General features: G+C 48.5%; 13 protein-coding genes. 4 read left to right on the forward strand and 9 right to left on the reverse strand.

Annotated elements, in window-relative coordinates; all coding sequences use genetic code 11:
* Positions 1 to 12: 12 nt before the first annotated feature.
* The 3 genes from LQV63_RS06820 to LQV63_RS06830 all read right to left on the reverse strand — a co-directional run bounded on the left by LQV63_RS06820 (position 13) and on the right by LQV63_RS06830 (position 1,753).
* Positions 13 to 213, reverse strand: a complete 201-nt coding sequence (locus LQV63_RS06820; protein ID WP_019423494.1) for a copper ion binding protein — start codon at positions 211 to 213, stop codon at positions 13 to 15.
* Between the two features lie 260 nt (positions 214 to 473).
* Positions 474 to 797, reverse strand: a complete 324-nt coding sequence (locus tag LQV63_RS06825; protein ID WP_019423493.1) for a metal-sensitive transcriptional regulator — start codon at positions 795 to 797, stop codon at positions 474 to 476.
* Between the two features lie 281 nt (positions 798 to 1,078).
* Positions 1,079 to 1,753, reverse strand: a complete 675-nt coding sequence (locus tag LQV63_RS06830; protein WP_019423492.1) for a tetratricopeptide repeat protein — start codon at positions 1,751 to 1,753, stop codon at positions 1,079 to 1,081.
* A 188-nt stretch (positions 1,754 to 1,941) separates the two neighbouring features.
* Between LQV63_RS06830 and LQV63_RS06835 the strand changes: the two genes are divergently transcribed.
* Positions 1,942 to 2,508 carry a maltose acetyltransferase domain-containing protein gene (locus LQV63_RS06835; RefSeq protein ID WP_019423491.1) on the forward strand — a complete coding sequence of 189 codons (567 nt, stop codon included), beginning with the start codon at positions 1,942 to 1,944 and terminating at the stop codon, positions 2,506 to 2,508.
* 94 nt (positions 2,509 to 2,602) lie between these two features.
* On the opposite strand, the gene LQV63_RS06840 is transcribed toward LQV63_RS06835, so the two are convergent.
* The gene (locus LQV63_RS06840; protein ID WP_019423490.1) at positions 2,603 to 3,562 is read right to left on the reverse strand and encodes an MraY family glycosyltransferase; all 960 of its coding nucleotides are present in this window, start codon (positions 3,560 to 3,562) and stop codon (positions 2,603 to 2,605) included.
* A 330-nt stretch (positions 3,563 to 3,892) separates the two neighbouring features.
* Positions 3,893 to 4,282, reverse strand: a complete 390-nt coding sequence (locus LQV63_RS06845) for a rhodanese-like domain-containing protein (protein ID WP_019423489.1) — start codon at positions 4,280 to 4,282, stop codon at positions 3,893 to 3,895.
* Positions 4,283 to 4,483: 201 nt separating this feature from the next.
* Here LQV63_RS06845 and LQV63_RS06850 point away from each other — a divergent pair, with 201 nt between their 5' ends.
* Complete coding sequence (locus LQV63_RS06850) at positions 4,484 to 5,404, forward strand: aldo/keto reductase (protein ID WP_233696128.1); 921 nt, start codon at positions 4,484 to 4,486, stop codon at positions 5,402 to 5,404.
* Between the two features lie 213 nt (positions 5,405 to 5,617).
* Positions 5,618 to 6,244 (forward strand): nitroreductase family protein, encoded by a 627-nt coding sequence (locus tag LQV63_RS06855; protein ID WP_233696214.1) that lies wholly within the window; start codon positions 5,618 to 5,620, stop codon positions 6,242 to 6,244.
* A gap of 76 nt (positions 6,245 to 6,320) precedes the next feature.
* On the opposite strand, the gene LQV63_RS06860 is transcribed toward LQV63_RS06855, so the two are convergent.
* Genes LQV63_RS06860 through LQV63_RS06875 form a run of 4 tightly spaced genes read right to left on the reverse strand, consistent with a single transcriptional unit; the run spans position 6,321 to position 10,438 of the window.
* The gene (locus LQV63_RS06860; protein ID WP_233696129.1) at positions 6,321 to 7,427 is read right to left on the reverse strand and encodes a GerAB/ArcD/ProY family transporter; all 1,107 of its coding nucleotides are present in this window, start codon (positions 7,425 to 7,427) and stop codon (positions 6,321 to 6,323) included.
* Positions 7,424 to 7,669 (reverse strand): hypothetical protein, encoded by a 246-nt coding sequence (locus LQV63_RS06865; RefSeq protein ID WP_019423485.1) that lies wholly within the window; start codon positions 7,667 to 7,669, stop codon positions 7,424 to 7,426. The genes LQV63_RS06860 and LQV63_RS06865 overlap by 4 nt, the downstream gene beginning before the upstream one ends.
* 3 nt (positions 7,670 to 7,672) lie before the next feature.
* Positions 7,673 to 8,875: a Ger(x)C family spore germination protein gene (locus LQV63_RS06870; RefSeq protein ID WP_233696130.1), complete on the reverse strand. Its 1,203-nt coding sequence runs from the start codon at positions 8,873 to 8,875 to the stop codon at positions 7,673 to 7,675.
* 24 nt (positions 8,876 to 8,899) lie between these two features.
* Entirely contained in the window at positions 8,900 to 10,438 is a 1,539-nt protein-coding gene (locus tag LQV63_RS06875; protein WP_233696131.1) for a spore germination protein, read from the reverse strand.
* A 422-nt stretch (positions 10,439 to 10,860) separates the two neighbouring features.
* Here LQV63_RS06875 and LQV63_RS06880 point away from each other — a divergent pair, with 422 nt between their 5' ends.
* On the forward strand, positions 10,861 to 11,733 hold the full coding sequence (locus LQV63_RS06880; RefSeq protein ID WP_233696132.1) for an aminoglycoside 6-adenylyltransferase: 873 nt from the start codon (positions 10,861 to 10,863) through the stop codon (positions 11,731 to 11,733).
* The last annotated feature ends 469 nt before the right edge of the window (positions 11,734 to 12,202 follow it).

Raw genomic sequence — 12,202 nt, forward strand, 5'->3', positions numbered from 1 at the left:
GACGGCTTGTCATTACACGATGTCGTAGCCCTGATCTTCGATTGCTTCTTTAATCGCATCCAGCGTCAGCTGGCTCTCATCGTACTCTACCGTTACTTTACCTGCCGCCAAATCCACTTTTCCGCTCGCACCCAATTGCTTCATCGCATTTTCAACGGAGCTTACGCAGTGTCCGCAGTTCATTCCTTCTACGTTCAACGTCACAGTTTGCATCTTATTCAAATCTCCTTTTATATATCATTTCATTGAATTGTTAACCCTCATCAATACGTACAGCGTTCGTTCTTCTAGTGTGCCGCATTCGCACCCTGAGTATCATGCGGCTTGCCGCAACCGCTAGCGACCGGAAGAAGTTCACCTCCTCGTTTTTAGTATACCCCTCTACCCTATATCAGTCAACAACTTTATACAGTAGGTACCCACCCTATTTCATCATGCATAGAAAATGGGATTCTCTCGAATCCCTGCAACTTTCATTTCATTAATTTGTTCATTGTCGTCAATATTTCATCAATCACTTCGTGATCGCCCTCTTGGATGCGTTCGATCACGCAGCTCTTCATATGATGCTCCAGCAGCAGCTTGCCCACACCGTTCAAGGCCGCTTGAATCGAAGAAATCTGATTCAACACATCGTCGCAATACGTGTCCTTCTCAATCAGTCCTTTGACGCCGCGTATTTGCCCCTCGATTCGGTTGAGACGGGTAATTAAATTCTTCTTCGTCTTCTCAGAGTGGTGGCTCTTGCGATCATTAGAGACTGCACAACAGTCATGTTCTAGATTATTCTCGTCCATACAATCTCCTCCTAGAGGTTGTTCCAAAAGTCCCCTTTTGAACAAGCACATCTCTATATGAATCACAGTGTAGCATAGTCCCCCCACCTATGCAAAACGACTGTTGATTATACATTCATTCATTGTCAGCTTGTATGACCCCGCTTCGCAAGGAACTGTCTTCCGAACTCGCCATGGTCATGCAGGCGATGATGCTTCTCATGTAGTTATCTTGCGAACAAAAAAGGTCCTGCATTCCCATTCGGAAATGAAGACCTGATTTCCCTTCATCTCACGTGCCGTTACGCAATTCCTCTCTTGAAGCGACACTTCATCATCCATTTGCGCTCATGACGCTTCTTATAGCGCGGCAGCGCTCGGTAGATGTGAATCGCTTCCTCCCATGCGTTCTTCGCTTCCTCTTGCTTCCCGATCTGCTCGTATAATAATCCTAGACGATAATAGGCTTCGCAGGAAGAAGATTGGATATGCTGGAATGATTGCAGCACTTCTATTGCCTTGTTCTTATCTGACTGCGAATACATCGCGGCCAGCCGCAGGTAAGGCTCACCGTATTTGACGCGCGGATTGATTGCCAACGCGGTGCGAATCGCCGCGTCTCCCCTCTCGGGGTCTCCCGTATGAATGTAGCTGGTGCCGAGGTCATCCCAGTATTCAGCCGAATGGTCCATTGACTCCTGCAGCGGCTCCAGCAGGTGGCGGGCTTCACGGTAGTTCTTCCGCTCCATGAGCAAGCGCGCCAGTTCTTGCTTAGCCGAGATGTCATGCGGATTCGTGTGCAGCTGTTGCTTCAGCTTCGAAATACGGTTCATCCGTTTCAAAGGCTTAATCATGCTCGGTGAAAGACCGATAAACTGCCGGTCAATAATATAGATAAGGAGAAGCAATACGATAACGGCCAAAAACGGATTGCCTAACAGCCACCACAGCATGCTGAACCCAATTATCTTACTCACGGCAACGTTCACATCCCCTTCAAAGATGAACCTATCATACCATATTTTTGCTATTCCTGTGAATTCGGTTGCACATCGCGATCTATCTGGGACGTGACCGCATCGCTTGCCAAAACAGTGCGCATCGTTTGATAATGAAAGGTAAGAATATCGCTATAAAACTTCAACTCAGAAGGAGATACAAAACAGTGACAACACGATCTGAAAAAGAAAAAATGATTTGCGGCGAAATATATTTGGCAGGAGACGAGGAGCTTGTACGCGAGCGTGAGCAGGCAAGACGACTGACACGTCTATATAATCAAACAACGGAAACGGACGCTGAAGAACGCACTCGGCTGCTGCAAACGTTATTCGGGACGGTCGGCGAAGGGGTGTATATTGAACCAACCTTCCGTTGCGATTACGGCTATAACATTTATGTAGGCAAAGGGTTCTATGCGAACTTCGACTGCGTTATGCTGGATGTGTGTGAAATCCGGATCGGAGACAATTGCTTTCTCGCGCCGGGGGTCCACATTTATACGGCAACCCACCCGCTTCATCCGCTGGAACGAATCTCCGGCTATGAATACGGCAAACCGGTAACGATCGGCGACCGCGTCTGGATCGGCGGACGTTCCGTCATTAACCCGGGCGTGACGATCGGCAATAACGTCGTCGTCGCTTCCGGAGCTGTCGTCACGAAGGATGTGCCGGACAATGTCGTGGTCGGGGGGAACCCGGCGCGCATCATCAAGACGATTGAAGTATAGACATGCGCAGCAGGCATGATGAAAGGGGCTATCCCGCCAGCACAATCCACTGGTGGGACAGCCCCTTTATCTATGTACACATCCTGTACATGTTCTACACTTGCAGCAACGTTAGAATAATCGAGGTCAGACCGAAGCACAGGTTAATCAGCAGCAGAAATGCCACAGCCTGCTTCTGATTCAAGCCAATCGCGAGCAAACGGTAATGCGCTTGGGAAGCATCCGCCTTGTACACCGGTTTCCCTTGCAGGAAGCGGCGGATGACAACGAAGACGTTGTCGAAGATCGGTACGCCCAAAGCCAGAATCGGGATGAACAAGGATAATACCGTCGCCTGCTTGAAGGCGCCGTCCAGTGCGATGACCCCAAGAATGAACCCCAGGAACGTCGCGCCTGCATCTCCCATAAATACCTTTGCCGGAGGTTTGTTATAACGCAAGTAGCCAACGGAAACCCCCACCAGAATAATAGCCATCATGGCGGATACGCTCTGTCCTTGCGCCAAGGCGACCGCAAAGAGCGTTCCTCCGGAAATCGCCGTCAGGCCGCCTGCCAGACCGTCCATTCCATCAGAAAAATTAATAACCGTCGTAACGCCGAATATCCACATGACCGTCAAGATGAACTGCATCCATCCAGGCAAACTGACGAATTCGTGCGTGAACGGATTGGTAAATCCTTCAAACTTAATACCGGCGCTAAAGACTATAATTGCAGCACACACCTGCACCAACAGCTTGGGCAGCGCGGGGAATTCTTTGCCGTGCGTCTTATACCAATCATCCACTGTACCGATTATCAGGATGAGCAGACCTCCGCCAAAAATGGCGATCGACTCCACCATGACATTGCGCACAAGCAACACGTAAGCGATGAAAAAACCGATAAAAATGGCAAGGCTCGCCGTTAACGGGATCGGTTCCCGATGTATCTTCCGTTCACTATCTTTCCGCGGCTTGTCTACAAAGTCAATGTGGAATGCCATCTTCCGCAGCGGCGGGATAAGGAACATTACGATTAGGGATGAAATCAAAAAAGCCGATAGGTAGAGCATATATTCCTCCTATATTATGCTTTCTTCGAATAAAACAACCATACGATTCATTATAAGGATTTTCCCGTCTACGGCAACTAGCACCCGGTTCCTGCACCGATATCGAGTACCGTATCGTGCGCTTGAATCGGCAGCATCGTTATAATTTATTCAGCGGGAAGCATCTTTCTTCGTTCTGGAGAATCCAGCCTCCCCATCAGGCTCGGGTCAAATCGGCGTTCCGACATTCAAAATCCTCCTCGTATGCTTAAGTAAATCTCTCTCGAAGCCTTTCGAAGATGAGCAACCGGTTTTCGTATTTTTTCCATTCTACCATAATTCGCAATCGTCTCACCATGATGCTTCGGCAGCACACGGCTTGCATCGATAAGCGTGCACAGCGTACAGCTTAACGAACCCTCTTCGCTTCAGGATACGGGCCGCCTTCCTTACTTCTTTAGAACGGGACCCAAGAATGACGACGGAATCAAGCGTCGACAGTTCCTTCCTCCATACAAAAGGCAACCTGCCCACATAAATCGATGTCGAGCCCTCTATATGGCATTCTATATAGTCTACAGGATCCCGAATGTCGATGAGCTTGATAGTTGGATCCATCTGTATGAATTGGCACAAGGCAGCCGGTGTTACATAGGTTAGACCGGCGACCGGCCACATTTGCCAAATTTGATAACACAGAAACAGAATAATGAGCACCGCCAGCTCTATCCACCAATTCACGTCATTTCCTCCTCCATGAATCCTCTGTAATCATATACCCTACCAGGTATAAAAATCATATTAGCTATCATTATTAAAGTCAACCTTTCTTCAGTCCAAAATACAGGATTCGCAGCAGCCTGCAAAAATAGATTATAGATGTACCATATGCTATCATCAGAGTAGAAATTCGATGTTGAGAAGAAAGGTGTGAATCGTTGAATGCAATATCGCAAACTCGGCAAAACCGGATTGAAAGTATCCGTCATCGGCGTCGGAACGTGGCAGTTCGGCGGTGAATGGGGTCATGATTACACGCAGCAGGAAGTAGACCGAATTTTACATAAAGCAAAAGAAACAGGCATCAACCTGATCGATACGGCGGAATGCTACGGGGATCATCTGTCCGAATCGTTTATCGGCAATTTTCTGCAGCGGAACCAGCGGGAAGATTGGGTCGTCGCCACAAAGTTCGGGCACAAGTTCCACTCCCATCTCAAGCGGACGACCCAGTACGGTGCAGCAGAGGTGCTGCAACAGTTGGAGGATTCCTTGCGCGCATTGCGGACAGACTATATTGACCTATATCAATTCCACTCCGGAGACGATCAAGCATTCGACAATGACAGCTTGTGGACGATGTTGGATAAGCAGATACAGGCCGGCAAGATCCGCCATATCGGCTTGTCATTGAACAAGAGCAACAGCATGCATCAGACTTCCACTGCCAGCAAGGTCGGCGCCAGCGCGATTCAAGTCGTCTACAACCGCCTCGATCGTGAACCGGAAGCAGACGTCTTCCCTTCCTGCATCGAGCAGAACTTAGGCGTACTGGCGCGCGTTCCGCTCGCGAGCGGCTATTTGAGCGGCAAATACAGACCTGGAGCGGAATTCGCGGCGAACGATATGCGCCATAACCACGATCGCGCCGCAGTCGATGAGAAGCTGAAGCAGGTCGAAGAAATTCAACGTACGGAAGTCCCAAAGGATGTCAACATGGCTGAATGGGCGCTTGCTTGGTGTCTGCGACACGAAGCGGTCACTTGCGTCATTCCCGGCTGCAAAAATGAAGCTCAGGTCGAAAGCAATGCTCGCGCTGCCCTTCATGCTCCAACTGACCATCCGCAGATTTGGCAAAATTGATACCGAAGAGTTCAGGACACGCCTGTGAAGCACGAGGTGTGTCTTTTTTTTGAATAAATAGCAGTATGTAATTTAATTCACAGAATAATCCCGCCACTTATAGTAACTTAAATATTGTTCATATGTTTATATTATTTACTTACTTTTTTAAAGTGATAATGCTATACTAGTGTTACCAAATATCCCGATGCATTCGAGGAGGAAAACGAAATGATGAATGATTTCTTGACCGTCATCAAGGAAAGACGTTCCGCCAACAAATTTTTGCCAAATATCGAAATATCCGCTGAGGAGCTTGATGATATTTTCTCGCTCGTCAAATTCGCGCCATCCGCGTTCAACCTTCAGCATGCGCACTATATAACTGTCACGGACAAAGCGCTAATGGATCAGATCTATGAAGCTGCCAATAAACAGTATAAGGTCAAAACCGCCTCAGCTGTCATTATCGTGTTGGGTGATACGGAAGCCCATCTGAACGCGGGAGAATTGAACGAAGGACTGCTTCATCTCGGCGTCATGAGCAAACAAGAGTACGATATGACAGTGGAGGGCACGATACAATTTTATGAAGAACGGGGAGACACATTTAAGAGAGAGGACGCCATTCGCAACGCTAGCTTGTCCGCAATGCAATTCATGCTCGTTGCCAAAGCGAAGGGCTGGGATACTTGCCCAATGATCGGATTTGATCCCGATCAAGTGCAGTCCATCCTTAATATCCCTGACAAATACATACCGGCCATGTTGATTGCGATCGGCAAAGAAGACACCTCCAGCCAGCGTCCGCGCGGTTACCGCAAACCGGTCCGTGAATTCGTTACACATCAATCTTTTTAATATAGAGTTTGTGCATCCAATCAGGGTGTCTCCATCGTCAATGTCGTTGAAGTGGCGCAGAGGCACCCTCTCCTTTTTACTTACTCAGCTCCCGCACCTGATTTCTCAAGAAGGATATCAGCCACAGTCCAACCGGAAAGCACACATATAACACAATGGCCAACACCGGCCAAATGCGGGTATCCCACCAAATCTGATAGGATGTATTCGGATATAGGATTAACGAAAGCACCGTGCAAATAATCGCCCAAGGGAAAATCAGCGAGCGGCCGTCTTTTAATTGAAGCACATGCTCGAGCGCTTTAATTCCGAAATAAAAGTACATGCTCATTTTAAAATATAAGGTAGTGAGCCAAAGCGTCGCCATCAATACTTCAATTCGGGTTATGAAATCCGCAATATTGATTTTCTGCGCAAGCATATAACTCGGAAATGAGGCTCTTGCCGTACTCTCGCTGCCCAATACTAAAATACACATGAACGTCATCAGAAATAAAAAGAACCCTCCGATTGCATGTCCGATTACAAATGCCCGAATTTTGGATCCGCGGTTGCCATTCACTTGGGGATACAACGCCCAAAAGGAAAACAGCGTCAATGTCGTAAAGCTTAAATAGTGAATGACTGTCCGTGAATAAGCGGCTCCGTTCGCTTCAAACATCGGGAGAATATTATCGAGCTCGGCTTGGGGAAACACGAATACCGTCAAGGCAACAAACGTGATCGTCATTACAATGGCAAATAGTTCACCAGCCCTCGCTACCGTTCTCATTCCTAAACGCAATCCGATGACGACCGCCACTATAAACATCGCCTGCACCGCCATACGCGGTGTCTCCGGAATGATTTGAGTCGTCAGGAACGAACCCAAATAGCTTAACAAGGAAGCTACTCCGTCCAGAAACGACACGAAAGCGTACAATAGAATGAGCACGCTCCCCAGCCATTTTCCAAGGGTGTTATCTATGTAATCAAAAATCGTTTTTTCGGGGACCATCCCCAGCCATTTTGCATAGAGGATAGCCACACCTGTACTCACTAATATGGCAACCATCACCGCAAGCCATCCATCCTGGTTGCTGTAATACGCCGCGGCAGACGGCACATACAGGACGGATGAGCCCACCGTATGCAATACAACCAAACATAATAGCTGGCGAACATCAATCTGTTCCCTTCTCATTGCTGCACCATCCTGTCCAAGCTATCGATAATAAGACGGCTAAGCGGCTCCATCACCCAGGCAAACCACTGATTCGGATTTGGCAGCGGCACATCCAACAAATAGACCAGAGCCAGTACCATGGCGCCTGCAAACATGATGTTAAAGCACGGGAGCCCCTTCGAGCGATTCTGACGCCGCAATTGCGGAACTTCAATCCACAGGATCAGAACGCCGATAACGGCCAGAATCAAGATAGCCATAAGCTAATCCGCCTTCTCGTAAAATTTAAGATAGGAATTGAGCTGTGTCCCTGTTTCGTTCAAGTTGACATGCGTTGTAATATGAACTGGGACATCGGGGTAAATAGCATTCCATTTGCTTTTGATCTTCTTCCATTCCGTAAAATCCGCCTTATGCAGCGCCTTCCCGAATCCAAAAATATCGGAACGGAATACACGCTGCGCCTTATAGACGGATGCGCGAAGCAGATCGGAAAAATTCTTCTCCGTATCCCGTTCCACGCGAGCGATGACTTCCGGCTTAACCAGATCAATATTGCAAGCGGCTTCTGCCACATTCACATCTACCGTTATGTTAATCCGTATTTCGGGCTTGCCGTTGCGGAATTGGCCAGTCACCGAACTGTCGGCGCGCTTTACCTCCAGTCCGATAATGCCCCCGCCCGGACAAGGCGTAATCCCGATTGTGCTGCTGACATTTCCCGTAATATAGTTATATCCTTTACTCTCCTCTTCATTGAGCCATCCGATCAGCTTATCTTGTCTGAATACGCCGAGTGTACTAAATTTCGTTATGGTCAGATCTGACGTTCTTTGCGTATTTTCCACCTTGTTTGCGGATTGGCCGGGATTTTCGATAGTGACGCCAGGAAGTACCGGTTCCTTGCCGACGAGGAACGACTGCTGCAAGAAATCATTCAACAGCACGCCTCTCGTCGGGGCCCAGTTCTTCTCCGACTGCTCCAACGCCATGTACAGCTTATTTGCCGACATGCGTTCAAACGGCGTTATTACCTCGAGCACATGTTGCGCCGACGTGTTGCGGGCTATGACAACGTAAAAATCACCCCGAATTTCATGATCGCGCGACAGATCGAGCAAATACTTCATCCCTTCTCTGGCTACCTCCTCGCTAATTACCAGGATACGCATATGGGATAAATACACTTTGCGCGGAATTTGCACAGTCATATGGCGGAAGGCTTCCAAAAGTATGCGTCCCTTCTCTTGGACGACTAATACAGGTGCAGCCGCAGAGCCCCCCTTTTTGGCGGCAACCGCGCTGACGTTGGCAAGTTGCGCGGACACGATATACTCGCCGTCCTGCTTGTCGATTCCGATACCCAGGGCAATGCCCAGCGTATCCAACTCCCTCCGGTTCCAGCACGATGTCAGCAGCAGGGCAATCATCATCAGAGCCAGAAAGGCTCCCGCCATTCGTTTCATTGGACATCCTCCCATGCTTCATAATTACGATGATGACGAATCCGAACCGCCTCTCTTCTCTGTTGATTCGTCAGGCGGCTCTCTGTACACATTGGTGTGCAGCAGGCTCGGCCGCGTGTACATCATCCACCACGGTGCGCGCACCAATGTATCCTTTTGATCAGGCAAGCGGAACGGCGCGAGCGGCGACATATACGGCTTGCCGAACGATTCCAGATGGCACATGTGCATGACCAAAATAACCGTTCCGATAAATATTCCGTAGAAGCCAAATGAGGCCGCCAACCCCATAAAGACGAACCGAAGCAGCCTAATGGATATGCCGACTTCCGGATTCGGAAAGATCATGCTTGTAATGGCGGTAATCGAGACGATGATGACCATGACCGGAGATACCAAGTCCGCTTCGACCGCGGCTTCTCCCAATACTAAGGCGCCTACAATCGAAATCGCCGTGCCGACAGCGCGCGGCATCCGTATCCCGGCTTCATACAGCAGCCGGAACGTAATCTCCATCATGACGGCTTCCACAAATGCGGGAAAAGGAACCCCTTCCCGCTGCGCGGCAAGGCTGATCAACATCTGGGTCGGAATCATTTCCTGATGGAAGGTGGTCAAGGCGATGTATATAGATGGAGTCAATAAGGTAATGACAAAAGAAACAAAGCGGAGCATGCGCGAAAAACCGAAATCATAGCGCTGGTAATAATCTTCCGCCGACTGCATAAATTCGGTAAACAAGGACGGCACAATCAAGACATGCGGCGAGCCGTCAATAATAATGGCGACTCTTCCTTCCAATAATGCGGCCGCCACTACATCGGGCCGTTCTGTATTGTTCACTGTAGGAAAAAAGCCGAAGGTGCTGTCCTGAATGAACTCTTCCACGTAATTGCTTTCCAGCACACCGTCAATCTTTATAGACTCCAAGCGCGAATGAAGCTCGGCAAGCACGCCCTCGTCAACGATCCCTTGAATATATATGACGGACACGGACGTCTTCGTCAGCAATCCGAGCTCCTTCGATTCGATACGTAAATCCGGATGTTTAATGCGCTTGCGGACCAGCGCCGTATTGACGCGAATTGTCTCTGTAAATGCTTCCTGCGGCCCTTTGATGACCGTCTGGGAGGTTGGTTCGCTGACAGTGCGATGCTCCCATCCGTTCGTGCATACTGCATGAGCTTCATCATGCCCGTCGATGACCAGCACCGTCTTGCCGCACAGTACCGCATGCAGCAGATCATCCCGCCGCTTAAGCGGCTGCACATCCCCTGCCGCAATTCCCAGCTGCTGTATCCAAGCTCCCGCATCAGACGTCTGGTTCGTTGTCATGTTCAGGTCCACACGGTCAGATCGCACCAGAAAGGACTGGATCAAATAATATACAATTGTCGGGTTGACCATTCCGTCCAAATAAATAAAGGCAACGTCCGTCTTCCCGTCCTGACCGGCCTTCAATTGCCGAATAACGAGATCGGAGCTATCGCCCAGCGCCTGACGCACTTCATCCAACTGCGCCATCAAATCGGGTTGAAGCGGCTGCTTGTCATCTTCCGTCATAAGACCATCCCGCTCCTTGCTAAGAGACAGCGGACCCACCCTCCTATTTGTTTCGTTCTTTTTTATCCTGAAAAGGAGTTTTTTTATGGTATGCCCATCCGAGAATAAAGACATGCGCTGACGATCTCCTGTAGAACAAGAAAACGCCTCATCCTGGAGGATGGATTCGTCTGCTTGCGGCATTGCATCCCGCGACAGAATCTGGACACAAAGCTGGAACCAAATATTGTGAATCTCCCACTCTTAGGATATAGTCATCTTTAAGATGATTGATGAGCAGGAAAGGAAGGGATGGATATGAAGAAAAGGCTAAACAAGTTATAACGCTTATGTAAGGCATATCGGCCCGGTTATCATTCCCGAGCGCCTCCTGATTGGGCTGCATGTATGTTTGAAAACTATAATTGGGAGGTTGTTACGAAATGAGAACCGAAAAAGAAATGATGGATTTGATACTAACCACCGCCACACAAGATGAGCGAATCCGCGCTGTCATTATGAACGGATCGCGAACCAATCCAAATGTAAAGAAAGACTGTTTTCAAGATTATGATATCGTATATGTCGTCGAAGCCATCGAATCATTTACATCGGATCATAGCTGGGTTAATCGGTTTGGCGACAGAATGATCATGCAAATGCCCGAGGATATTTCTCTTGTTCCAGCGGAAGAGAATGGATGTTTCCCTTATCTTATGCAGTTCACAGACGGCAATCGGATAGACCTTACTCTAGTGCCTATAGAGAAGTCGGATGAACTCGTAGGGCGTGACAGCTTGAGTATCCTCCTTCTGGATAAAGATCAAATAATCGAACCGTTTCCTCAGGCGAGTGATGAAGACTACCTTATCGGGCAACCGACTGCGAAGCTATTCTCGGATTGCTGCAATGAGTTTTGGTGGTGCAGCGCAAATGTCGCAAAAGGGCTGTGGCGAGAAGAGCTGCCTTATGCAAAAGCGATGCTTGACGATCCAGTGCGAAGCATGCTGATCGTCATGATTGAATGGCATATTGGCATAGCGACGAATTTCACTGTGAGCGCAGGCAAATTCGGCAAATACTTCGAACAACACCTTGAAGATCAGATATGGAATGAGTTCGTAAATACTTATTCCGATGCTGATTACGAGAATATATGGCAATCGCTCTTTGCAATGTGCGGTTTGTTCAGACACGTTGCCGTAAATATCGCAGATCATTATGGCTATGAATATCCGCATGTTGACGATGAAAGAGTTACCGCACACCTTCATCATGTGAAATCCCTGCCTAAAGACGCTGCCGAGATGTACTGAATTAGATGGGCATAACCCCCATCGTGTAGTTGAACTTCGATACGATAGAAGATAGTCCTGCCGCTAAGAGGGAACTGTGCCCTTTTGACTGCATGAAATCCAACGGGGAATGAGTATTAACTCTAATAAAAAGTGCAAGAACCATTAAGCCGCAGCTTAATGGTTCTTTTTATAACCGCTTTACTTCTGTTTCTCTGCTGGCTGTTGGTCTGAAAACGAGGACGGCACATCTCAAAGCCGCGTCCAGCCTAGCGCATAAGCTGCTTCGGGATATCGATTCGCACCATGGAGAGCGCTTCATCGCTCACTCTGGCTCCCCTTTGTAAATTTAACTAGACAGAGAAAAAACACCCCTTCTTATCAGACATTGAGGTTAGCGCTCAATAGCAGTGATTAGAAAGGGTACCGTTATAGCATGATACCGTATTCAGTTACTTGAATTTTTTGCATCTGATCCATATGAATGATG

It is taken from the genome of Paenibacillus profundus (assembly GCF_021369635.1).
GTDB classification, from domain to species: domain Bacteria; phylum Bacillota; class Bacilli; order Paenibacillales; family Paenibacillaceae; genus Paenibacillus_B; species Paenibacillus_B profundus.